21 protein-coding genes are annotated in these 22,369 nt (G+C 65.7%); 19 read left to right on the forward strand and 2 right to left on the reverse strand.

Annotated features, from left to right (window positions below; translation table 11 throughout):
- Positions 1–14 precede the first annotated feature (14 nt).
- The 15 genes from ACIQ3B_RS02420 to parC all read left to right on the forward strand — a co-directional run bounded on the left by ACIQ3B_RS02420 (position 15) and on the right by parC (position 16,431).
- Positions 15–770, forward strand: a complete 756-nt coding sequence (locus tag ACIQ3B_RS02420; protein WP_397399716.1) for a biotin--[acetyl-CoA-carboxylase] ligase — start codon at positions 15–17, stop codon at positions 768–770.
- Positions 754–1,527 (forward strand): type III pantothenate kinase, encoded by a 774-nt coding sequence (locus ACIQ3B_RS02425; protein ID WP_397399717.1) that lies wholly within the window; start codon positions 754–756, stop codon positions 1,525–1,527. The genes ACIQ3B_RS02420 and ACIQ3B_RS02425 overlap by 17 nt, the downstream gene beginning before the upstream one ends.
- Positions 1,527–3,206 carry a ribonuclease J gene (locus ACIQ3B_RS02430; protein ID WP_397399718.1) on the forward strand — a complete coding sequence of 560 codons (1,680 nt, stop codon included), beginning with the start codon at positions 1,527–1,529 and terminating at the stop codon, positions 3,204–3,206. The genes ACIQ3B_RS02425 and ACIQ3B_RS02430 overlap by 1 nt, the downstream gene beginning before the upstream one ends.
- A 96-nt stretch (positions 3,207–3,302) precedes the next feature.
- Positions 3,303–5,549, forward strand: coding sequence for a CaiB/BaiF CoA transferase family protein (locus tag ACIQ3B_RS02435; RefSeq protein ID WP_397399719.1), 2,247 nt, complete (start codon positions 3,303–3,305; stop codon positions 5,547–5,549).
- A 50-nt stretch (positions 5,550–5,599) separates the two neighbouring features.
- Positions 5,600–6,022, forward strand: a complete 423-nt coding sequence (mce, locus tag ACIQ3B_RS02440) for a methylmalonyl-CoA epimerase (protein WP_397399720.1) — start codon at positions 5,600–5,602, stop codon at positions 6,020–6,022.
- The gene (locus ACIQ3B_RS02445; RefSeq protein ID WP_397399721.1) at positions 6,022–6,282 is read left to right on the forward strand and encodes a DUF1467 family protein; all 261 of its coding nucleotides are present in this window, start codon (positions 6,022–6,024) and stop codon (positions 6,280–6,282) included. The genes mce and ACIQ3B_RS02445 overlap by 1 nt, the downstream gene beginning before the upstream one ends.
- Before the next feature lie 77 nt (positions 6,283–6,359).
- Positions 6,360–7,676: a proline--tRNA ligase gene (gene proS / locus ACIQ3B_RS02450; protein ID WP_397399722.1), complete on the forward strand. Its 1,317-nt coding sequence runs from the start codon at positions 6,360–6,362 to the stop codon at positions 7,674–7,676.
- On the forward strand, positions 7,673–8,968 hold the full coding sequence (locus ACIQ3B_RS02455; RefSeq protein ID WP_397399723.1) for a lipoprotein-releasing ABC transporter permease subunit: 1,296 nt from the start codon (positions 7,673–7,675) through the stop codon (positions 8,966–8,968). The genes proS and ACIQ3B_RS02455 overlap by 4 nt, the downstream gene beginning before the upstream one ends.
- On the forward strand, positions 8,961–9,650 hold the full coding sequence (locus ACIQ3B_RS02460) for an ABC transporter ATP-binding protein (protein ID WP_397399724.1): 690 nt from the start codon (positions 8,961–8,963) through the stop codon (positions 9,648–9,650). The genes ACIQ3B_RS02455 and ACIQ3B_RS02460 overlap by 8 nt, the downstream gene beginning before the upstream one ends.
- A 343-nt stretch (positions 9,651–9,993) precedes the next feature.
- Positions 9,994–10,653, forward strand: a complete 660-nt coding sequence (locus ACIQ3B_RS02465) for a hypothetical protein (protein ID WP_397399725.1) — start codon at positions 9,994–9,996, stop codon at positions 10,651–10,653.
- A gap of 339 nt (positions 10,654–10,992) precedes the next feature.
- On the forward strand, positions 10,993–11,769 hold the full coding sequence (gene lepB / locus ACIQ3B_RS02470; protein WP_397399726.1) for a signal peptidase I: 777 nt from the start codon (positions 10,993–10,995) through the stop codon (positions 11,767–11,769).
- The gene (gene rnc, locus ACIQ3B_RS02475; protein WP_397399727.1) at positions 11,766–12,485 is read left to right on the forward strand and encodes a ribonuclease III; all 720 of its coding nucleotides are present in this window, start codon (positions 11,766–11,768) and stop codon (positions 12,483–12,485) included. The genes lepB and rnc overlap by 4 nt, the downstream gene beginning before the upstream one ends.
- A complete protein-coding gene (era, locus tag ACIQ3B_RS02480; protein WP_397399728.1) occupies positions 12,482–13,429 on the forward strand; it encodes a GTPase Era in 948 nt (315 codons plus the stop codon). The genes rnc and era overlap by 4 nt, the downstream gene beginning before the upstream one ends.
- A 5-nt stretch (positions 13,430–13,434) precedes the next feature.
- The gene (gene recO / locus ACIQ3B_RS02485) at positions 13,435–14,166 is read left to right on the forward strand and encodes a DNA repair protein RecO (protein WP_397399729.1); all 732 of its coding nucleotides are present in this window, start codon (positions 13,435–13,437) and stop codon (positions 14,164–14,166) included.
- A gap of 36 nt (positions 14,167–14,202) precedes the next feature.
- Positions 14,203–16,431: a DNA topoisomerase IV subunit A gene (gene parC / locus ACIQ3B_RS02490; protein WP_397399730.1), complete on the forward strand. Its 2,229-nt coding sequence runs from the start codon at positions 14,203–14,205 to the stop codon at positions 16,429–16,431.
- A gap of 63 nt (positions 16,432–16,494) precedes the next feature.
- Here parC and ACIQ3B_RS02495 read toward each other — a convergent pair whose 3' ends face one another.
- A complete protein-coding gene (locus tag ACIQ3B_RS02495) occupies positions 16,495–17,334 on the reverse strand; it encodes a caspase domain-containing protein (protein WP_397399731.1) in 840 nt (279 codons plus the stop codon).
- A 195-nt stretch (positions 17,335–17,529) separates the two neighbouring features.
- On the opposite strand from ACIQ3B_RS02495, the gene ACIQ3B_RS02500 reads away from it, so the two are divergent.
- The 4 genes from ACIQ3B_RS02500 to ACIQ3B_RS02515 all read left to right on the forward strand — a co-directional run bounded on the left by ACIQ3B_RS02500 (position 17,530) and on the right by ACIQ3B_RS02515 (position 21,907).
- A complete protein-coding gene (locus tag ACIQ3B_RS02500; protein WP_397399732.1) occupies positions 17,530–19,185 on the forward strand; it encodes a M10 family metallopeptidase in 1,656 nt (551 codons plus the stop codon).
- 123 nt (positions 19,186–19,308) lie between these two features.
- A complete protein-coding gene (locus ACIQ3B_RS02505) occupies positions 19,309–19,866 on the forward strand; it encodes an OmpA family protein (protein WP_397399733.1) in 558 nt (185 codons plus the stop codon).
- Between the two features lie 4 nt (positions 19,867–19,870).
- Complete coding sequence (locus ACIQ3B_RS02510; protein ID WP_397399734.1) at positions 19,871–20,584, forward strand: hypothetical protein; 714 nt, start codon at positions 19,871–19,873, stop codon at positions 20,582–20,584.
- Between the two features lie 93 nt (positions 20,585–20,677).
- The gene (locus ACIQ3B_RS02515) at positions 20,678–21,907 is read left to right on the forward strand and encodes a serine hydrolase domain-containing protein (RefSeq protein WP_397399735.1); all 1,230 of its coding nucleotides are present in this window, start codon (positions 20,678–20,680) and stop codon (positions 21,905–21,907) included.
- A gap of 93 nt (positions 21,908–22,000) precedes the next feature.
- Here the strand turns inward: ACIQ3B_RS02515 and ACIQ3B_RS02520 are convergent, their stop codons facing one another.
- Positions 22,001–22,366: a hypothetical protein gene (locus ACIQ3B_RS02520; RefSeq protein WP_397399736.1), complete on the reverse strand. Its 366-nt coding sequence runs from the start codon at positions 22,364–22,366 to the stop codon at positions 22,001–22,003.
- Between the last annotated feature and the right edge of the window lie 3 nt (positions 22,367–22,369).

The following is a 22,369-nucleotide window of genomic DNA, read 5'->3' on the forward strand; positions in this document are numbered from 1 at the left end:
AAAGGCTCTAGAGTTTGGCCAACCATCCGCCGGTCGAAGCCTACGACGAACTCGACTCCACGAACGCTGAAGCGCGGCGACGCGCGGAGGCAGGCGAGGCGGGGCCGGTCTGGATTACTGCGAGGCTGCAGACGGCGGGCAAGGGGCGGCGGGGCCGAACCTGGTCCACCCAACGCGGGAATCTGGCGGCGACCCTTCTGACCCTGACGGATCGGCCTCCGGCAGAGGCGGCGCAACTTTCCTTCGTCGCCGCGTTGGCGGCCTGCGATCTGGCGGACACCTGCCTTGGCGCCGGCGCGGCCCGTCTCAAGTGGCCCAATGATGTACTGATCCATGGACGCAAGGCGGTCGGCATTCTGGTCGAGTCTGGAACCCGGCCGGACGGCCGCCTCTGGCTGGCGGTTGGAGTCGGCGTGAACCTCGCTCATGCGCCACAGGATGTGGAGCGCCCGGCAACCGCGTTTGCGGAACACATGTCCGGATTGCCGCCAGAACCCCTGGCGGCGCTTGACGTGATGGCGACGGCCTTCGAGCGTTGGCGCAAGGTCTGGTCCACCACCGGCTTCGCGGCCATTGCAGCAGGCTGGACAGAACGGGCGACGGGCCTCGGTCAGCGCTGTGAGGCCCGGCTGCCCAATCGCAGTGTTTCCGGCGTGGCCGAGGGCATGGATGCCGATGGTGCGCTGCGACTGAGGCTGGACGACGGCGGCCTGGAGCGCATAACCGCCGGCGATGTGTTTTTCGGAGGCCGCGATGCTGCTGGCAATTGAACAGGGCAACACCAATACGCTTTTCGCGGTTCACGACGGCGAGACCTGGATCGCCCAGTGGCGCACGGCCACCCATTCCACCCGGACGGCGGATGAGTATGCAGTGTGGCTATCCCAGCTCCTGGGGATGGCGGGTCTGGCCATGAGCGCGTTCGATGGCTGCATCATCTCCAGCGTGGTGCCACAGTCGATCTTCAATCTGCGCAATCTGGCCCGTCGATACCTGCATGTGGAACCGATGGTGATCGGCGAGAACGTCGACCTGGGCATCGAAGTGCGGATCGAGAAGCCGTCCGAAGCCGGGGCTGACCGTCTGGTGAACGCCGTGGGCGCGCACATCGTCTACCCGGGTGACCTGATCGTCATCGACAGCGGCACGGCCACCACCTTCGATATCGTGGCGGCCGACGGAGGCCTCGAAGGCTGTGCGATCGCGCCTGGAATCAACCTGTCGATGGAGGCGCTGCACCAGGCTGCGGCCAAGCTGCCGCGCATCGCCATCCAGAAGCCGCAGCGAATAATCGGCAAGGATACGGTCGGGGCCATGCAATCTGGCGTGTTCTGGGGCTATATAGGTCTGATCGAGGGACTGATCGCGCGTATCAAGGTCGAGTGGGACCGTCCCATGACCGTCGTCGGAACCGGAGGGGTCGCCTCTCTGTTTCATGGCGCGACGACAATGATCGACCATTTCGACCCCGACCTCACCATCCGCGGCATGCTGGAAATCTGGCGCCGCAATTCAACGAAGGCCTGATGGCAAAATCCAAGAACGACGAACTCGTCTTCCTCCCGCTGGGGGGATCGAACGAGATCGGAATGAACTTCAATCTGTACGGCTTTGGCCCACCCGACGATCGCAGATGGATCGTGGTGGATCTGGGTGTGACCTTTGGCGACCAGACCACGCCGGGCGTCGAAGTGATCCTGCCCGACCCGGAATTCATGGAGCAGAACGCGGACCGCCTATTGGGCATCGTGCTGACTCACGCCCACGAGGATCACATTGGCGCGGTCGCCCACCTCTGGCCCCGCTTCAAGGCGCCGATCTACGCAACGCCCTTCACCGCATTCATCCTGCGCGAAAAGTTGCGTGAAGCCGATCTGCTGGACGAGGCCGAAATCACCATAGTGCCGCTCGGTGGGACTATCGAACTTGGACCGTTCCAGCTTGAGTTGATCACCCTGACGCACTCGATCCCGGAGCCCAACGGTCTGGCGATCCGCACCCCGCTCGGCACCATCCTGCACACCGGCGACTGGAAGATTGACCCGGACCCGTTGCTGGGTGGCCCCACCGACATCGACGCCATCCGCAAACTGGGCGACGAGGGCGTGCTGGCCATGGTCTGCGACAGCACCAACGTGTTCGTCGACGGTCACGCCGGCTCGGAAGCGGACGTCCGCAAGACCCTCATCCCGCTGATTGGCTCGCTTAAGGGCAGGGTGGCGGTGGCCTGTTTCGCTTCCAACGTGGCGCGAATGGACAGCGTGATCCGGGCAGCCGAGGCCAATGGGCGACGGGTTTGTCTGGTGGGCCGATCCATGCACCGGATGGCGGCGGCGGCGAAATCGGTTGGTCTGATGACCGACATCAAGCCCTTCATCGAGGATTCAGAGGCCAAGCGCCTGCCTGCTGAAGGCGTGCTCTATCTCTGTACCGGCAGCCAGGGTGAACCGCGCGCAGCTCTGTCCCGGATCGCGGAGGGCACACACCCGCATGTGAAGCTGGGCGCAAATGATTCCTGCCTGTTCTCCAGCCGGGTGATCCCGGGCAATGATATCCCGATCCGCAACCTGCAGAACAAGCTGACCGAGCGTGGCGTGCGCCTCTACACCGAACGCGACCATCCGGGCATCCATGTCTCGGGCCACCCCTGTCGTGACGAACTGGCGCAGATGTATGCCTGGGCGCGGCCGGAAATTGCGGTGCCGACCCATGGTGAGCGGCGTCACCTCATGGAACATGCCGCCTTCGCCCGTGATCTGCAGGTGCCGCAGCAGGTGACCCCGCGCAACGGCGACATGGTGCGGCTGGCCCCGGGACGCGCTGAAATCATCGATGAGGTGACAGCTGGCCGCCTCTATGTGGACGCTGGCGTCGTGGTGCCGGAACACGGCGATGCGCTGCGTGAGCGCCGCCATGCGGCCTACAACGGTATGTTGGCGGTGTCGGTGGTGCTGGATGAGCGTGGCCGAATTGTATCCGGCCCCCAGGTGCGCGCTCTGGGCCTGCCGACCGAGAGTGAAGACCATCTCGACGAAGTCCTGAACGATCTGGCCGACGAGGCCGAGACGGCGCTGAAGCGGATCAAGGGCGACGAGCTTGAACAGGACGAGCTGATTGAGAAGGCGATCTCTCGCGGCGTAAAGAAAGCCAGCCAACGGATCTGGGGTCGGCGGCCGGTGGTAGAGACGACGGTGCTGCGGGTCTGACCCAAGGCCGCTTGCTCTGGACGCCAACCCCGGCTTTGATGCCCTCTGCGAGACGCGGGAACCGCGCCGCTCAACGGGGCTGGGAGGCGTGCCGGAATGACGGCCTATCAAGGCGTTCGCATTGTCGATTTCAGCCAGGGCATGGTCGGGCCCATGGCCGCCATGCTGCTGGGGGACTTCGGGGCCGAGATCGTCAAGGTGGAGCCGCCCGGCGGCGACCGGCTGAAGGATCACCCCGGGTATCTGGCCTGGAACCGCAACAAGCAGGTGGCCACTCTCGATCTTGAGGCCGAGGCGGGCATTGCGGCGGCGCACACGCTGATCGCCGGCGCTGATGTGGCGTTGTTCGATCTTGGACCCACACGTTTGAAGGCGCTGGGTCTGGATGCCGACAGACTGACTGCGAAGTATCCAAAACTGGTCCACGCCTGGATGCCGCCATACGGAACCTCAGGTCGGTGGAGTGACCTGCCCGGGCATCACAGCCTGCTGGCGGCGCTCACAGCCATGCCGTTTCGCCAGGGCGCCTGGGGCGATACCCCGGTTCATATGGTTTTGCCGATCGCGCATTCGTCGCAGGCGGTTCTGGGCGCGACAGCCATCGGCGCCGCGCTGTTTGAGCGAACCCTGAGCGGAATGGGGCAAGCGGTTACAGTCAGCGGATTGCATGGTTCGGCCGAATGCGCGCCACCGATGAGATTTGACAATATCGAACCTCTGCCGCGCGGCACCCCGCCGGGGGCCAATCCGCGTTACCGCCTCTACAAGTGCGCTGACGACGAATGGTTCTTCCTGGGCACGCTCTTCACCAACTTCTATCGCAAAGCCTTCGAGGCGCTGGAACTGGGCGACCTGTTCGAGGTGCTGGAACAGGACATGGTGGGCGCCCGCGAGATGCTGATCGGCATCTTCGAAACCCGTCCACGCGACGAGTGGCTGACGCTGCTTCAGGCCCATGATGTGCCCTGCGCACCGGTCCGTCGGCGTGAGGTGTGGATGGCGGACGAGGCCGTGGCAGAGGCTGGGATGCGCCTGGTGTTCGATCATCCGGTGCTTGGCGAGGTGGCCATGCCGGCGCCGCCTGCGCGCCTCAGCGCTACGCCGGCCCGGATCGCCGGGTTACCCAGAGCTGTGAGAACGCCGCCGGCCTGGCCTTCAAAGATCCCGGCCGCCGCAGAGCCCAGGCGTAGCGGTCCGCCGCTGGCCGGGATCAAGGTGCTGAACCTCGGAACCGTGATCGCAGGCGCCTATGCCGGGACCATCCTGGCCAACCTTGGCGCCGAGGTCATCAAGATCGAAGGTCCGGAAGCGGACCCCTTCCGCTCTGATGGATCGCAGTTCCTGGTCTACAATCGCGGGGTACGCGGCCTCGGGCTTGACCTGAAGCAGACGGCGGCGCGCGATACTTTTCTGGACATGGTGCGGTCGGCCGACGTGGTGATCGACAACTACCGACTGGGGGTTCGGGATCGGCTTGGCATCACCTATCCGGCGCTCAAGGCGATCAATCCACGGATCATCTCATGCTCGATCAACGCCTATGGAGACAGCGGGTCACGCGCCGCCCTGCCGGGCTTTGATCCATTGATGCAGTCCGAAGGCGGGATGATGGCCGCCCAGGGCGGCGGCGACGATCCGGTGCTCTACACGATCGCGGTGAACGATATCGCCACGGCCGCCGTGGTGAGCGCCGCCGTCGTGGCCGCGCTGAACGCCCGAGAGACCACGGGAGAAGGACAGGAGATCGTTTCCAGCCTGCTCGCACAGAGCCTGCTCTATCAACTGGGTGACATGGTCGACTATGCCGGGCGACCGGCCGGCGATCTGGGCGGTCGCGATTGCCTGGGTTTGCGGGCGCTGCATCGGTACTATCCCTGTGTGGACGGCTGGATCGCCCTGGCTTGTGAAACGCAGGCCGAGGCCGGGGCCGTGGGACAGGTGCTGGGTATCGACATTGATAGTGACGCGCTGACGGCTGCCCGCGACGGTGACCTGGCCATCCGTGTCGAGGCGGCGCTGGCGTCACGCGCGCGTGACGAGATGGTGGATGCGCTGCTGACAGCGGGGGCGGTGGCCACACCGGTGCGACGCTTCGATGAAGCGCTGCAGGACCCCTGGCTTTGGGATAACGGCCATATGGCGCCCTGGACACATCCGAGGCTTGGGCCCGGGGTCAGCGCGCGCACCTATGCTGATTTCAGCCGTACGCCCGGCGGGTTCAAGCTCCCCACACCAGACCTGGGGGAGCACACACGCCAGGTGCTCGCTGACTATGGTGTGCCGCAGGCGCGGGTTACGGAATTGATGGCGACAGGCGCGGCGTTCGTGGCCCCGCAGGCCTGAGCCAACCGACCGATCTCGCCATAGGCGTCCATGCGCGTTATAGGGTCCCCATGATCGGAAAACTGAATCACGTGGGCGTCGCCACGCCCTCCATCGAGGCCTCCCTGACGATCTATCGCGATCTGCTGGGCGCGACGAAGATCGGGGAGCGGTTCGCGCTGCCGGAGCAGGGCGTGTGGGTCTGCTTTGTGGATGTGCCCAACAGCCAGATCGAGTTGATCGAGCCCTACGGCGACAACTCCCCGCTCAAGGGCTTCCTCGAGAAAAACCCGGCGGGTGGCCAGCACCACATCTGCTTCGAGGTGCCTGACATCATCGCCGCGCGTGATGACATGGTGGCCAAGGGCGCGACCGTGCTGAACGGCGGCGTGCCCCGCATCGGCGCGCACAAGGCGCCGGTGATCTTCGTACATCCGAAGAACATGGGCGGCGTGCTGGTGGAACTGATGGAAACTCCGAAGGGTGCGCACTGATGGGCGTCTTCACCTCGGTTGCGATCTTCCTGACGGTCTGGTGGACGGTGCTGTTCTGTGTGCTGCCGTTCGGTACGGTCTCCCATGCCGAGGCCGGCATCGACAAGGGTGACGGCGGAGACCCGGGCGCACCGGTGGATCCAAAGCTCAAGCAGAAGTTCATCACCACAACCTGGATCTCGGCGATCGTCTTCGCGGTGATCTACGCCGTGGTCTATTTCGGCCTGGTGCCCCTGCCGCGAGTGCCCGGCGGCCTCTAACCGCGCCACATCGTTGCCAATGTCTTCATGGCAAGGGTATCAGGGCCGTCCCATCTGACCCGAGAGTCTCCGAACCCATGCGTCTTTCGCGATACTTCATGCCGACCCTTCGCGAGGCGCCGTCCGATGCGCAGATTGTCTCGCACCAGCTGATGCTGCGCGCCGGGATGATCCGGCAGGAAGCCGCCGGCATCTATGCCTGGCTGCCGCTGGGCCTGAAGGTGCTTAAGAAGATCGAGCAGGTCGTGCGCGAGGAGATGAACCGCGCCGGGGCAGTCGAGATCCTTATGCCCACCCTGCAGCTGGCCGACCTGTGGCGCGAGAGCGGGCGCTATGACGACTACGGCGAGGAGATGCTGCGCATCAAGGACCGCCACGACCGGGACCTGCTTTACGGGCCCACGGCCGAGGAGGTCGTGACCGATATCTTCCGCAGCTACATCAAGTCCTACAAGGACCTGCCGAAGAACCTCTACAACATCCAGTGGAAGTTCCGCGACGAGCGCCGGCCCCGGTTCGGGGTGATGCGCGGGCGCGAGTTCCTGATGAAGGACGCCTATTCCTTCGACGTGGACGAGGCGGCGGCTCGCAGGTCCTACAACCGGATGTTCCTGGCCTATCTCAACGTCTATGCGCGGCTGGGGCTGAAGGCGATTCCGGTGAAGGCCGATCCCGGCCCCATCGGCGGCGACCTCAGCCACGAGTTCATGATCCTGGCCGACACCGGCGAGAGCCAGGTGTTCGCGCACCGTGATCTGGTGGAGATGGGCGCGCCTGGACCCGATATCGACTGGGACGGTGATCTGGAGACCGAGGTTACCCGGCGCACCAGCCTCTATGCCGCCTCCGACGAGATGCATGACGTCGCGCGTTTCGACGCCATGCCGGCCGACAAGCAGATGACCGCGCGGGGCATCGAGGTAGGGCACATCTTCTACTTTGGCACGAAGTACTCCGGGCCGATGAAGGCCAATGTGACCGGGCCGGACGGCAAGGATACGCCGGTGCAGATGGGCTCCTACGGCGTCGGCGTCTCGCGTCTCGTGGCGGCGATCATCGAGGCCAGCCATGACGCGGGCGGGATCATCTGGCCCGACAGCGTAGCGCCTTTCGGGGCGGCGGTGCTGAACCTGCGCGCGGGCGACCCCGCCTGCGACGCGGCCTGCGAAACGGCTTATGCGGCGCTGCTCGCGGCGGGCACGGACCCACTCTATGACGACCGCGATGAGCGGCCCGGCGCGAAGTTCGCCGCCACCGACCTGGTGGGTATCCCCTGGCAGCTGGTGATCGGCCCCAAGGGGCTGGCTGACGGCGTGGTCGAACTCAAGCGCCGCTCCACCGGTGAGCGCCAGACTCTGCCGCTCGAGGCGGCGCTCAAGGCGATCACCGGATGACCGACGCGGTCGCCGCCTCCGGCGGACACGCGCGACCATTCGGTCTGTGGGAGCGGATGCTGGCGATCCGCTACCTCCGCGCCCGGCGCAGTCAGGGCGGGGTGGGACTGATTTCGGTGATCTCCTTCATCGGCATCACGCTGGCGGTGGCGACGCTGATCATCGTCATGTCGGTAATGAACGGCTTCCGGACCGAGCTACTGAGCCGCATCCTGGGCTTCCAGGGCCACGCCTTCGTGTCCGGCGGCGTGCTGGACGGCGACGAGCGGGACCGGGCGGTCGCGCGCCTGCTGAAGGTGCCCGGCGTCACCCAGGCCGCCTCCATCATCGAGGCGCAGGCCATCGCCATCGGGCCCAGCCAGATCACCGGCGCCCTGGTGAGGGGCATTACGCCGGGCGACCTCCAGGCTACGCCGCTGGTGGCGGGCAACATATCCAAGGGCGACCTGACGGCCTTCGGCGTCGGCGACTATGGCGGCGACGTGATCATTCTGGGCGAGCGGCTGGCGCAGATGCTGGGCGTGGCGCCCGGCGACACCATCTCCCTGATCTCGCCCTCGGGCGGCGCGACCGCCTTTGGCGGCACGCCGTTGCAGAAGGCCTACACGGTAGGCGCCACCTTCAGCATCGGCATGAGCCAGTACGATCAGGCCTATATCTACATGCCGCTGGCCCAGGCGCAGCTGTTCTTTGGCCGCGAGGGCACCGCCGACGCCATCGAGATCCGGGTCGATGATCCCGACCGTATCCTGAAAATGATGCCCGCGCTCAGCAAGGCGGCCGGACCGGCGGCCCTGGTCACCGACTGGATGCAGCGCGATTCTTCCTACTGGGGCGCGCTGCAGGTGGAGCGGGCGGTGATGCGGCTGATCCTGATGCTGCTGGTGGCCATCGCGGCCATGAACATCATCTCCGGCCTGGTCATGCTGGTGAAGAACAAGGGGCGCGACATCGCCATCCTGCGCACCATGGGCGCGCCGCAGGGCTCGATCCTCAGGATCTTCTTCATGGCCGGGGCCAGCGTGGGCCTGCTGGGCACGGCGGCGGGCCTGATCATCGGCACGCTCTTCTGCATCTACATTGGCCCGATCCAGGGCGTGGTGGAGTGGGTCACAGGTCAGGCGGTCTTCTCCTCCGACGTCTACTATTTGTCCCGGGTGCCGGCCCGGGTGGACTGGGCCGAGGTGGCCCTGATCGCCGGCTGGTCGCTGGGGATGAGCTTCCTGGCCACCCTGCCGCCCTCGCTGAGGGCCGCGCGCATCGATCCGGTGGAGGCGCTGCGCTATGAGTGAGCCGGTGCTCTCCATCCGCGGTCTGGAACGCAACTATGTGACCGCCGCCGGGTCGCTGAACGTGCTGAAGGGCGTCGACCTCGACATCCAGCCGGGCGAGATCGTGGGCCTGATCGGCCCGTCCGGGTCGGGCAAGTCCAGCCTGCTGCATGCCGCAGGGTTGCTCGAGCACCCTGACGCGGGCCGGATCACCATCCAGGGCGTGGATTGCTCCAGCCTGGGCGAGCGGGAGCGTACCCGCGTGCGCCTGTCGACCATCGGCTTCGTCTATCAGTTCCATCACCTGCTGCCGGAGTTCTCCGCCCTCGACAATGTGGCGCTGCCCCGGATGATCGCCGGCGAGGACCGCAAGGCCGCCACCGCCCGGGCGGCCGTACTGCTGGAGGGCCTTGGCCTGAAGGACCGCGCCCAGCATCAGCCGGCCCAGCTCTCGGGCGGCGAGCAACAGCGCGTGGCCGTGGCCCGGGCATTGGCCAATTCGCCCCGCCTGCTCCTGGCCGACGAGCCCACCGGCAACCTCGACCCGGCCACCTCGACGGCGGTGTTCGACAGCCTCTACGCGCTCGCGCGCAAGGAAGGCGTGGCGGCGTTGGTGGCGACGCACAACCTGGCGCTGGCGGCGCACATGGATCGGGTGTTTGCGCTGAAGGACGGCAAGCTCGAGGTCTGGACGGCCGGGTAGGGCGGGCCGCCCGGCATCCACATACCGGGTGTCAGGGTGATGAAAGATTTTACCGCAGAAAGACGCTGAAAGCGCTGAAGGGCGCCCGGGGGGCTTGCGCGGCGCCGGGTTGGGAATCGTTCTGCGTATTTCTGCGTTTTCTGCGGTGATGATCCTGAATTACGCTGTCTCACCACAGGGGTGCAGTCCATGCAACATTCCCCAAATCACCCGGCCGCGGCTAATCCGCCGCCGGTCAACTGCAACTGTCAACGTAGCCGACAATCGCGATCAGCAAAAAAGCTCACCCACCACCCGCATCCTACGTCCGATCCTGACGTACCTCTGTGTTCCACTCCAATCCATGACCGCGACCACCCCTGATCGAGGCGCCGATATGTTGGCCGAGCTGGCTGAGATGGATCTCAGCGCGGCGAAGCACATCCACGCCCAGCTTCTGGCCGCCACAGAGGCGGACGAGGTGGCCGATCTCAGCCGGTCCTATCAACGCGCGTCCCGCTGCGTGCGCCAGACCCTGGCGCTGAAGGCGAAGCTGGCCCACGAGGGGGCTGGACAGGCGCGGTCGGCCTGGACGTCGCCGCGCGCCGATGAGTTGTCGCGCCGGTTGCACGGTTTCGCCGTCGATGATCGCACCATCGAGCTGCAGCATGCCGTGGATCGGGTGATCCTGGCTGAACATCCCGAACACGAGACGACCCGCGAGGCGCTGATCACGCGGCTGGACCGTGAAATCGACGATTGGGTCCACGAGCCCGACTTCGTGACCCGGGACCTCGACGCCCACGTTCTGTACGCCTGCCGCGCCCTTGGTCTCGACGAAGGGCTCGCCCGCCAGTGGCGGGACCTGCCCGAGGCCGATTTTGATCCGCCCGAACAGGACCTTGATGACCCTGGCGCGGCCATGCCCGGCGAAACCCGCCCCGACATTTCATTCAACGGGCAAGCCCAGGGCGTTGGTGAGGCCCCCCTGACCAGAGCCTCGGGAAGGGTCGACACCGGCTGAGCGGTGACGCCGCCCCGTCTGTCATCAAGATGATGGTCTCCAACCGAGGCGCCGTCGCGCCCCGGACCGCGGCGTGCTGCGTGATTTCTCCTTGCCAATCTTGCGATTGGCGGCGAAACGCGTTTTCAAGTGTGTTGTAGATATCCGGCGACACCATACCCATTGGCCCTGCGCGGGTTCATGTTGTGTTTCCCCATATTTGGCCGCGCCATTCCGCGTTGTCTGCGGCTCGCCTTGCCGTCCACTATTACCCCCCCCATCGGCGCCGATCTTGCTCCCGGCGTCGTGACCGGATAGGCAACACCCGCTTCGGGTCGCCGGAGCGGCCAAGGATCCGACATGAGCGAAACCCCCCAAGGCGCATCAGAAACCGGCCCGGCCGACGGTGCGCTCAATGAGTTTGTGGAGATCGTGAAAACGGTCGTCTATGCACTGGCGATCGCGCTGTTCCTGCGGATCCTCTTCTTCCAGCCCTTCACGATCCCCTCGGCCTCGATGGAGCCGAACCTCTATGAGGGGGACTATGTGATCGTGTCGAAGTTCTCCTATGGCTACTCGCGCCACTCCATCCCCTTCAGCCCCCAGTTGTTCGAGGGCCGGGTGATGGGCAAGGTCGCCCAGCGCGGCGACATCGTGGTCTTCAAGCTGCCCAGCGACAACCGCACCGATTACATCAAGCGCGTGGTGGGGATCGGCGGAGACCGGGTGCAGATGCGCAATGGTCTGCTCTATGTGAACGACAGGCTGATCCAGCGCCTTCCGGAATCACCGGTGAAGTCGATCATGCCCTCCGGCGAGGTCGTCGATGTTGCGCGGTTCCAGGAGCGCCTGGAGAGCGGTAAATCCTATGACACCCAGGATTTCGGTCCCGACGGCGCCGAGGACAATACCGAGACCTTCGTCGTACCCGAGGGCTACTACTTCATGATGGGCGACAACCGCGACAATTCTTCCGACAGCCGCGTGGCGAGCGGCGTCGGGATGGTTCCTGCCGAAAATCTGGTCGGCAAGGCGCAGATCGTGCTGCTGTCCTGGAACCCGGAGGCCTCGATCTTCAAGCCCTGGACCTGGGTGCTGGATGCGCGGCCCAGCCGGTTCTTCAAAGTCCTGAAATGAACACCCGCACCGCGGCGATCGAGGAGCTCGAGCGTCGTATCGGATACCATTTCGTAGATCGCGACCTTCTGGAGCGCGCCTTGACCCACGCCAGCGTCGGCGATGGCGCGCGCGAGGTGCGCCACAATGAGCGGCTGGAGTTCCTGGGCGACCGGGTGCTCAACCTCTGCGCCGCCGAGCGGCTGATGGCGCTGGACCCGGACAGCCGCGAGGGCGAGATGTCGCGCCGCCTCGCCAATCTGGTGAACTTTCACGCCTGCGCGCGGGCCGCCCACCGGGTGGGTCTGCCTGACGCCCTGCGTCTCTCGGCCAGCGCCACCAAGGTCGGGGCGCGCAAGTCCGACGCTGTGCTGGGCGACGCCTGCGAGGCGTTGATGGCGGCGCTTTACATCGACGGCGGGCTGGATACGGCCAAGGCCTTCTTCGCCCGCTTCTGGGCCGAGGAGTTCGAGGATCTCGACGCCCCGCGTAGCAAGGATCCCAAGACCCAGTTGCAGGAGTGGGCTCAAGGCCTGGGCCTGCCGCTGCCGCGCTATCAGATCATCAGCCGCGAAGGCCCTGCCCACGCACCGGTGTTCGTCATCGAGGTGGAGGTCGAGGGGTTCGCAGCCGAACGCGGGGAGGGCGGTTCCCGCCAGGCCGCCGAGAAGTCTGCGGCCCAGACCATGCTATTGAAGCGGGAGGGCGCAGAGTCCGCGCCGGAGACTGATCAATGACCACGCCCGCCAACCCTCGCGCCGGCTTCGCCGCCATCATCGGCGCGCCCAATGCGGGCAAGTCGACCCTCACCAACCGGCTGGTGGGGGCCAAGGTCTCGATCGTCACCCAGAAAGTCCAGACGACCCGCTTTCCCGTGCGCGGGGTCGCCATCGAGGGCGACGCCCAGATCGTGCTGGTCGACACCCCCGGCATCTTCCAGCCCCGGCGCAAACTGGATCGCGCCATGATCCGGGCGGCCTGGGGCGGGGCCGAGGACGCCGAGGTGATTGTGCATCTGGTGGACAGCGTCGCGGAGCTGGCGGCCCCCACGCGGGAGGGATCGCCCGCAGATCGCAAGGCCGCCATCGACGTGGAATCCATCATCACCGGCCTCAGGGCCAACGGCAAACAGGCGATCCTGGCGCTCAACAAGATCGACGGCATGCGCCGCGATACCCTGCTGGGCCTGTCGCAGCGCCTGTTCGAGACCGGGGTCTATTCCGAGGTGTTCATGATCTCTGCCGCCGACGGCGCCGGCGTCGACGATCTGAAGGCCCGTCTGGCCGCCCTGATGCCGGAGAGCCCGTGGCTCTATCCCGCCGAGCAGACCGCCGACCTGCCCGCCCGGCTGCTGGCTGCCGAGATCACGCGTGAGAAGCTGTACCTTCGGGTCCACGAGGAGCTGCCCTATTCGGCCGCCGTCGAGACCACCAAGTTCGAGGAGCGCAAGGACGGCGGCGTCCGTATCGAGCAGAACATCTATGTTGAGCGCGAGAGCCAGCGCCCGATCATCCTGGGAAAGGGCGGCCAGACCGTGAAGTGGATTGGCCAGAAAGCCCGCGAGGAGTTGTGCGAGCTGCTGGACCGCCCGGTCCACCTGTTCCTGCACGTGGTGGTCGACGACAAGTGGGCCGACAAGCGGGAGTTCTACGGCGACGTGGGTCTGGACTACGACGCGTAGGCGCGATGGAATTCGAAGACGACGCCTTTGTGCTGAGCGCCCGGGTCCACGGCAAAGCCGGCGCGATTGTCGAGCTGCTGACCGCCCATCACGGCAAGTGGGCCGCCCACGTGGCGGGCGGGGCCTCGCGGCGGATGAAGCCGTTTCTGCAGGCTGGCGCGCAGGTCACTGTCCGATACCGCGCACGCGTCTCCGACCAGCTGGGTTCGGCCACGCTGGAGCCGGTGGGCGAGGGTCCCTCGGCGCTGTTCGATGACCCCCTGGCCCTGGCCGGCATTGCCGCCGCCGCTGCAGTGACCGCCGGCGCCTTGCCCGAGCGCGAGCCGCATCCCGGCGCCCATATGGCGTTCGAGGCGCTGGTGTCCGCCTTCGCCCACGACGCCATCTGGCCTGCGGTCTTCGTCCGCTTCGAGGCAGGGCTGCTGGCGGACCTGGGTTTCGGCTTCGATCTGTCGAAATGCGCCGCCACCGGGTCGACCGACGACCTGATCTACGTCAGCCCGAAGACCGGGCGCGCGGTCAGCCGTGAGGCCGGTGAGCCCTACAAGGACCGCCTGCTGGCGCTGCCGCCCTTCCTGCTGGCGGCCCAGTCGCGGCTGGCGCCGGGCGACGTCGGCGCAGGCCTGGCCCTGACGGCCTACTTCCTGGAAGCCTTCATCTTCAACCCGATGAATCGGCCTCTGCCGCCGGCGAGGCTGTGGCTGCTGGACCGCCTGACGGAGGCAGGGCGGCTGTAGCGAGACGCGAATCCTTCGCCGCGCTAGAAGCCCTCCATGGCCACCACCACCGCCCCGCCGCCGCCCGGCGACCGCATCATCGACGAGCCGCTGACCGAGGCGTTGAGCCGGCGGTATCTCGCGTATGCGCTCAGTGTCATCACCGACCGCGCGCTGCCCGACGTGCGCGATGGCCTGAAGCCTGTCCAGCGCCGCGTGCTCTACGCCATGCGCGAGATGCGCCTGAACCCCGAGAACGCCGCGCGCAAGTGCGCCAAGGTGGTCGGCGAGGTGATGGGCGGCTACCACCCGCACGGCGACCAGTCGATTTACGATACCCTGGTGCGCATGGCCCAGGCTTTCGCCCAGCGCTATCCCCTGGTCGACGGCCAGGGCAACTTCGGCAACATCGACGGCGATAACGCCGCGGCCATGCGCTACACCGAGGCCAAGCTGACGGTGGCGGCGATGATGCTGCTGGACGGCATCGACGAGGACGCCGTCGATTTCCGGCCGACCTATGACGGTTCCGACGATGAGCCGGCGGTCCTGCCGGCGGGCTTCCCCAACCTGCTGGCCAACGGCTCCACCGGCATCGCCGTCGGCATGGCCACCTCGATCCCGCCCCACAACGCCGGCGAGCTGATCGACGCCTGCCTGCTGCTGCTCGACAAGCCGGACGCCGCGATCGACGCGCTGATGGCCCACGTTCAGGGTCCGGATTTCCCCACCGGCGGCGTGATCGTCGAGAGCCGCACCTCGATGCTGGAGACATACTCCACTGGTCGCGGCGGTATTCGGGTGCGCGCGAAATGGGAAAAGGAGGATCTGGGCAAGGGGATGTACCAGATCGTCGTCACCGAGATGCCCTACCAGGTGCGCAAGGCCGATCTGGTGGAGCGGCTGGCCGAACTGATCGACGCCAAGAAGGCCCCGCTGCTGGGTGATGTGCGCGACGAGAGCGCCGAGGATGTGCGCCTGGTCCTGGAACCCAAGAGCCGCAACGTCGAGGCCGAGGTGCTGATGGAGAGCCTTTTCAAGCTCTCTGATCTGGAAACCCGCTTCAGCGTCAATCTGAACGTGCTGGACGCGCGGGGCACGCCCGGCGTGATGAACCTGAAGCAGGCGCTCACAGCCTTCCTCGATCACCGACGCGAGGTGCTGGTCCGCAGGGCCCGCCATCGCCTCGCCAAGATCGAAGCCCGGCTGCACATTCTCGACGGCCTGATGATCGCCTACCTCAATCTGGACGAGGTGATCCGCATCGTCCGCTATGAGGAGGAGCCCAAGGCGCGCCTGATCGAGATCTTCACCCTGTCGGAGATCCAGGCCGACGCCATCCTCAACACCCGCCTGCGCCAGTTGGCCCGGCTGGAGGAAATGGAGCTCCGCCGCGAGCACGCCGAACTCTCCGAGGAACGTGACGGCATCGTCGCCATGTTGGCCGACGACAAGGCGCAGTGGAAGCTGGTGGGCGCGGGCCTTCGCCAGGTGAAGGCCGCGCTTGGCGACCTGAACATCCGCCGTTCCCAGTTCGCCGATGCGCCCGAGATCGACACCGAGGCGGCGCTGGAGGCGATGATCGTGCGCGAGCCGATCACCATCATACTGTCAGAACGTGGCTGGATCCGGGCCGCCAAGGGTCGGGTCGAGGACCCGTCGGAGCTGAAGTTCAAGGAGGGCGACAAGCTGCAGTTCCTGGTCCCGGCAGAGACCACTGACAAGCTCCTGATCTTCGCCTCCGACGGCCGCTTCTTCACCCTGGCCTGCGACAAGCTGCCGGGCGCGCGGGGCCACGGCGAGCCGCTGCGTCTGATGATAGATCTCGACGACAAGGTGGGCCTGGTCGATGTGTTCGTCCACCGGCCGGGCGCGCGGCGAGTGATCGCGTCGAAGGACGGCTATGGCTTCATCCTGCCGGAGGCCGAGGCGGTGGCCTTCCGTCGCGCAGGCAAGCAGGTACTGAACGGGACGGCCCTGACCTGCGTGGCCGTGGGCGACGCCGATCATCTCGCTGTGGTGGGCGACAACGGCAAGTTGCTGGTCTTCCCGGTGACTGAACTGCCGGAGATGCCGCGCGGCAAGGGCGTGAAGCTGCAGAGTTACCGCGAAGGCGGCCTGCGCGACGCGATGGTGTTTGCTGAAGGCGAGGGCGCATCGTGGACGACCTCGGACGGGCGCACCAGGGTGTGGCCCGAGTGGCGCGAATGGTTGGGGCGACGGGCCTCAGCAGGCAAGCTGGCGCCGAAGGGGTTCCCGGCGACGAAGCGGTTCCGGCCGAGGTAGGGGCTTTCCCCTCAGGCGACCGCTTGAATGTTGCGAATGCCGGAAGCGGTCCACTCGCCTGGCTCAGTATGTGCGTTTGCCAGGTGGCGTTTTTGGGGATGTTTGCGCGGCGCCTTGTGCGGCCACTCTGACCTCGGGAGTCGGCCCACCGTTCAGGTATAGTGCTCGCAGCAGGGTGGTCCGGGCTTCTGGCAACTGGCGTCCCTGGGTGCTGGCCGCAACGTCCGATCGGACTAGCCGGAGAATCTCCGAGATCTCCTTGTTCGGGGTCGCCAGATGGTTGACCAGGGCAATTGCGTAGGGGCTGTTTCTTCCAGTCCCATCCTCGGCCGACAAGCCTGCTGTCGCGGCGTATCCGATGATGAATTCCGAGTTACCCAGGGCTATATCACCAAGGCCGGTGGAACTCTCCATCCGGAATCTGGCCCCCAACGGATTGTCGCGGCAGGCATCCAGAATAACGATCTTCGCCGTCACCTGGGCTCCCTGCATCTGACGAAGCACGTCCTCGGCGCGAACAGATCGCAGCACAAGTTCGGCTTCGCGGCGAACAGTTACATCCACCGGCAGCAGGAAATTTTCCCCACCGGACTGAACTGCGTGTCCGGCATAGTAGAAGACGGCGACGACGTCGGGACCTGCAGAGGCCAGGCGGGCGCCGTATCGCGCAACGGCGCGCTCCAACTTGGCCTTGCTGGCGTTTTCCGCATAGATGACCTCAAAGCCCAGCTTGTCCCTGAGGGTGCGGCGGATCATCTGCGCGTCTCTTGCCGGATTTTTCAGCGAGGTGATCGCGGTGTAGTTGGAGTTGCCGATTACCAGCGCAATCCGTGCTCCGGCCGCCTGTGCCGTACCTGTGGCGCAACACACAAGGATACAGACCGCAACAAGAATACTACGCATACACACAGTCCCCGATATCGACACAACGGGTGGCGGCGCCCAAAGGTTCCCACAATGCTTCGCCGCCCGGCATTTGCAGCAATTTCCCGATGATCGCCTGAGCGCCCGTTTTCCGGTCTGCATCGCTTGAACATTGGACGGCGCGTGTCTATCGCATAACGTGTGATACGGGCAATGTCGGCCCGGGGGTGAGTAATGGGCGTCATTACGCTAGCGGAAGTTTACGCGGGCCTGCATTACGCCAGCGGCGCACGCTGGAGCGGATCCGTTGTATCATTCAGCATCCCTACAGCGGACAGCTCCTGGTCGCCCTTTTCATATGAGCCAGGCGATGAGCCCACGAACGTCGGTTACGGCGTTCTAAACGCGGATCAGGCGTTCGCCTTCCGGGTGGCCATGGTGCTTTGGGACAATGTGGTCGCCGCGAGCTTTGTGGAAGTTCAAGACAATGCCAGCGGCGCCGGGCAAATCCGCGTGGCGTTCACGACGACCTCGGACTATCTCGACGGTGACGACAGCGCCGCCTACGCCTACCGGCCGCCCGTCGGTACGGACGCCTTGGCCATTCACGGCGATATCTGGATCGACGCCGACTTCAAGGACGTGGAGCCGGAGCCAGGCGATTTCCTCTTCTTCACGATACTTCACGAGATAGGGCATGCGCTTGGTCTAAAACACCCCTTCGAAGGAACAACTCTGCCAGCAGAGTTCAACAACACCCGCTACACAGTGATGGCCTACGATGATTTTGCTGACTCCCGCCTCCGATACTTCTATCTCGAAGGAGGGCAGCTGGTCGGGGACACCTGGTTTGTTTACCCCATGACGCCGATGCCGCTCGACATTCTTGCGATGCAGGGGATCTACGGGGCGTCAACCAATGCGGCGCTTGGCGACAATACCTACGGCGGGCGAGAGGATGATCCGATCATGCTCACCCTCTTCGATCTCGGCGGAACTGACACCTACGATTTCAGTCTTCATCGACGCGGATCGCTTATCAATCTGACGCCAGGCCAATTCTCCAGCGTGGGCTATTGGTCCATTCCGGATCAGATCGCAGCCTGGACGGCGTCCTACCCAGACCAGTCAGCGATGATTGCAGAGCGGCTCAATCGTCCCGGCGGCTATACCTGGTCCAACAATCTGGCCACATCAAACGAAACGGTGATCGAGAATGTAGTGGCAGGGACAGGTAACGACACGATCACCGGAAATCTGGTTGCCAACAATCTTTCGGGTGGCGCTGGCTCGGACCAGATCGCCGGCGGACTGGGTGACGACACCATCAGTGGCGGGGAGGCCGGAGCGTCGGGCAACTATCTACGCGGTGACGAGGGCAATGACAGCCTCATCGGGGGCGCCAATTTTGACGACGCCAATGGCAACATGGGCAACGATACTGTCTCGACCGGGGACGGAAATGACTTCTGTGTTGGTGGCAAGGACAATGACCTGCTCTCCGGCGACGGCGGCTCTGATCTGGTGTACGGCAACCTTGGCGACGATACCTGCCAGGGCGGCGACGGCGCAGACACCATAAGAGGTGGGCAGGGGGCTGACAGCCTGGTTGGTGGCGCGGGTACTGATTTCGTATCGGGCGACCGGGGCGATGACACCATGACTGGCGGCGCTGGCGGCGACATCTTTCACTCGTCCGGCGACGCGGGGATCGACAGGGTGCTGGACTTCAATCTTGCCGAGGGCGACCGGATCCAGCTGGACCCCGGCACGACCTACAGCGTCCTGCAGTCGGGTGCGGACACCATAATCCAGATGACCAACGGCCAGGTGGTGCTTGTGGGCGTGTCGATGTCCAGCCTGACGGCGGGGACCATCTTCGGCTTCTGAACAGGCCATCCGGGTGGCTACGGCGAAGCTGCGCCTGAAAATGGCCCATATCCGGTTCGACGTTCTGCGCGTTGATACGTCGGGGGCGCCGAATGGTCAGAAGGAACGCAGATGACTCAACACATGCCAAAAGTCCTGATTCTGGGCCTGTCCGCTCTCGCGATGGCCGGTCTCGGCGGCTGCGCGACGAAGGGGTTTGTCAGGGAGAATGTTGCTGCCGTAGGGGCGCGGGTCGACAATGTCTCGACTGAACTCTCTGCGGTGGGTGGGACGGCCAAAGACGCGCTCAACCGTGCGACCGCAGCCGGCAAGCTGGCTGACGGCAAGTTCCTCTATTCCGAGGTGTTGTCCGACGACAGCATGAAATTCCCTCTGAACGAGGCTACGCTCTCGCCGGAAGCCCAGGCCCGCCTCGACGCCTTCGTCGAGAAGCTCAAGACCGAAAACCGCAATGTCTATGTTGAAGTCCAGGGCCATACGGACGCGACGGGCTCAAAGGACCACAATTACCGACTGGGCGAGCAGCGCGCCGAGGCAGTACGGCGCTATCTGAACCAGCATGGTGTCGCGCTGAACCGTATCAGTGCGATCTCCTATGGCCCTGATGCGCCGGCGGCTTCCAATGACGACCGACAGGGGCGTCAACAAAACCGGCGTGTTGTGCTGATTGTGCTGAGCTAGGTCGGTGACCCTCGCCGATTGGCGGCGGAGCCTGGCGGCGGCTTTGAGCGTGGTTGGCCATGCCGCGATCATCTGGGAGCTGGCGTCGGGTCACGCTGATCCGACGCGACTTCCCGAGGCTGCGCCGATGACGGTGACCCTCTTGGCCTTGCCGCCACCGCCTATGCCGCCGGCGCCGCTCCCCCGGAACGTGGCGCCTGCGACTGCAGGGCGAGGCAACCGGGCGACCGCCAACCCGCCGCCGAGACAACTCGCACGCCAGGCGCCCGCTGCGCCAAAGGCGGTGGTCCTCGCGATTGGCGATGCCGCCCCGCAGGACGGCGACGGTGAGATCAGCGACGGTTTCCTCGACGGAGCCTCTACCGCAGGGTCCGACACGGGCGGTGGCAAGGGCTGCAACATGCCGGGCCGGCTGCAGGCGGCGCTTCGTCGCGACCACCTGGTGCAGGCCGCAGTGGCCGAGGTCCACCGGGGCCGGGCGCTGCGGGTCTGGAACGGAGATTGGGTGCGCCACGCCGGGCAGGAGGGCGCCGGTCTGACTGCCGTGCGGGAGGCGATCCTATGGGAAGTGGCCTTTGCGCCGGAGGCCTGCCGTGTCGAACCGATGCGCGGACTCGTGGTGCTTTCCCTGGACGATGGTCCCGGCGCGCCACGACTGGTGATGGGCCTGGGTTCCTGGCGCTGGAGAGATGTTCTGGCATCGAGGGCCGGCCGTTAGACTGCGGGCCTCTCCGGGATGGCCATCGTTGGGGTCGACGCCGCCACTCCATCTCGCCTAGGCTTGGGTTCAACAACAAGAGGGAGGTGACCGGTGGCGCATATTGATCGACGGGGCCTGCTGTTGGGCGCGTGGGCTATGCTGGCCGCGCGCCCGACCTTCGCCCAATCGCGGGAGTCCATCGCCGCCAGTCCTCTGGCGACCACGGCCGAAAACCAGGCTGCGACCTTCCGCAATCAGGATTTGGCGCGACCGGTCCGCACGATCCCCGCCGCAGGACGGCCTCGCCCTCTGCCGCCGCATGCCAGGTCGCTGGCCGGGCTCAGCTTCGAAAGCGGCGGGGCGACCCGCACCGTGGACGACTATATGGCGCGTCGCCGTACTGCCGGGCTGCTTGTCCTGAAGCGGGGCGAGGTGGCGCTCGAACGGTATGGCATGGGCAACGGGCCTGAAAGTCGCTGGACCAGCTTTTCCACCGCCAAGTCGATGACCGCCACGCTCACCGGCGCGGCCCTGCAGGACGGCGCGATCAGGAGCCTTGATGATCCGGTAGGTCGCTATCTGCCCCGGATGGTCGGCAGCGCCTATCAGGATGTCAGCATCCAAAACGTGCTGCGGATGGCCTCGGGCGTGGCGTGGACGGAGGACTACGACCCGACGGGAAAATCTGACGTGGTCGCCTTGGGCGCGGCGATGGCCAGTCTCAGGCCAGGCGCCATCCTTGATCTCATGGCCTCGCGCCATCGGGCTGTGCCTCAGGGGACAAAGTTCAACTATTCCACGGGCGAGAGCTGTCTGGTGGGGGCGGTGGTCGCGGCGGCGACAGGCAAGCCGTTGGCCGACTACTATGCGGAGAAGGTCTGGGGTCCGGCTGGCATGGAAGCCGACGGCTACTGGCAGCTGGAATCGCCGGACGGGCTGGAGCTGGGTGGCACGGGCGTCAGCGCACGCCTGCGTGACTATGGCCGTTTCGGTCAGTTCATCCTTGAGGACGGGGTGGCCGGCGGGCGGCGAATTCTGCCAGAGGGCTGGCGTGAACTGGCCGGTCAGCCTGACAGCGAGGCCACCGGCTTCGGCAAGCTGGAGAAGGATTATCCGCTGGGCTACGGCTACCAGTGGTGGGTGCTGCCCAGGAAAGCCGGGACGGCTCACGACAGGGCGTTCACGGCTCAGGGAATTTTCGGCCAGTTCGTCTACGTCAATCCACGTGAACAGGTGGTGGCCGTGGTCTGGAGCGCCTGGCGGCAGTCCTGGCAGACCGACAGTGAGTTCGAGACCTATGCCTTGCTGGCCGCTGCTGTGGAAGCGTTGCGGGCGGGGTAGGGGTGCCTGGTGGCCCTGATTACAGGCCTTGAACAGGCAGACGCCAGCTCCAACGCCTCTGCGCCCCACGAACCAGGATCCTGCCCTGCCGGCTCAGTGCTTGTGCTCGCCCCGGCCGCACATGCGATGTGTCGCGCCGTCCATCCACATGATCTGGACGCCCGGACTCCAGGTGAGCGTGTGTTGGCCGTCGCTCCAGGTCAGCACCACGAGGCCGCCGGTCCAGGGCTGGACGGGCAATGCGTGCGAGCCGTCGCCGGAGTCGACGATGGCCACCAGCCGGGCATCGGTGATCGCGAACAGGGCGGTGAGTTCGCCGCCGTCCTGACACTTGAAGCGGGTGCTGACCGGGCGGGTCGGCGACGCCGGGTTTGCGGCCTCCTGGGCGGCGACCAGGGTCGGCGCAACGGCCATCAGGGCGGCGCCTAACAGGACCGGCAGGACGTGTCGCATCGTCATCAG

It is taken from the genome of Phenylobacterium sp., from assembly GCF_044358365.1.
GTDB lineage: Bacteria > Pseudomonadota > Alphaproteobacteria > Caulobacterales > Caulobacteraceae > Phenylobacterium.

Excerpts from the sequence above, each read along its gene's own strand:
- parC (WP_397399730.1), top strand. The coding sequence starts at position 14,203 with ATGGCCACCACCACCGCCCCGCCGCCGCCCGGCGACCGCATCATCGAC.
- ACIQ3B_RS02435 (WP_397399719.1), top strand. The coding sequence starts at position 3,303 with ATGACGGCCTATCAAGGCGTTCGCATTGTCGATTTCAGCCAGGGCATG.
- ACIQ3B_RS02430 (WP_397399718.1), top strand. The coding sequence starts at position 1,527 with ATGGCAAAATCCAAGAACGACGAACTCGTCTTCCTCCCGCTGGGGGGA.
- ACIQ3B_RS02520 (WP_397399736.1), bottom strand. The coding sequence starts at position 22,366 with ATGACGATGCGACACGTCCTGCCGGTCCTGTTAGGCGCCGCCCTGATG.
- ACIQ3B_RS02465 (WP_397399725.1), top strand. The coding sequence starts at position 9,994 with ATGACCGCGACCACCCCTGATCGAGGCGCCGATATGTTGGCCGAGCTG.
- rnc (WP_397399727.1), top strand. The coding sequence starts at position 11,766 with ATGAACACCCGCACCGCGGCGATCGAGGAGCTCGAGCGTCGTATCGGA.
- lepB (WP_397399726.1), top strand. The coding sequence starts at position 10,993 with ATGAGCGAAACCCCCCAAGGCGCATCAGAAACCGGCCCGGCCGACGGT.
- ACIQ3B_RS02495 (WP_397399731.1), bottom strand. The coding sequence starts at position 17,334 with ATGCGTAGTATTCTTGTTGCGGTCTGTATCCTTGTGTGTTGCGCCACA.
- ACIQ3B_RS02425 (WP_397399717.1), top strand. The coding sequence starts at position 754 with ATGCTGCTGGCAATTGAACAGGGCAACACCAATACGCTTTTCGCGGTT.
- ACIQ3B_RS02460 (WP_397399724.1), top strand. The coding sequence starts at position 8,961 with ATGAGTGAGCCGGTGCTCTCCATCCGCGGTCTGGAACGCAACTATGTG.
- ACIQ3B_RS02500 (WP_397399732.1), top strand. The coding sequence starts at position 17,530 with ATGGGCGTCATTACGCTAGCGGAAGTTTACGCGGGCCTGCATTACGCC.
- era (WP_397399728.1), top strand. The coding sequence starts at position 12,482 with ATGACCACGCCCGCCAACCCTCGCGCCGGCTTCGCCGCCATCATCGGC.
- proS (WP_397399722.1), top strand. The coding sequence starts at position 6,360 with ATGCGTCTTTCGCGATACTTCATGCCGACCCTTCGCGAGGCGCCGTCC.
- ACIQ3B_RS02445 (WP_397399721.1), top strand. The coding sequence starts at position 6,022 with ATGGGCGTCTTCACCTCGGTTGCGATCTTCCTGACGGTCTGGTGGACG.
- ACIQ3B_RS02505 (WP_397399733.1), top strand. The coding sequence starts at position 19,309 with ATGCCAAAAGTCCTGATTCTGGGCCTGTCCGCTCTCGCGATGGCCGGT.
- recO (WP_397399729.1), top strand. The coding sequence starts at position 13,435 with ATGGAATTCGAAGACGACGCCTTTGTGCTGAGCGCCCGGGTCCACGGC.
- ACIQ3B_RS02455 (WP_397399723.1), top strand. The coding sequence starts at position 7,673 with ATGACCGACGCGGTCGCCGCCTCCGGCGGACACGCGCGACCATTCGGT.
- mce (WP_397399720.1), top strand. The coding sequence starts at position 5,600 with ATGATCGGAAAACTGAATCACGTGGGCGTCGCCACGCCCTCCATCGAG.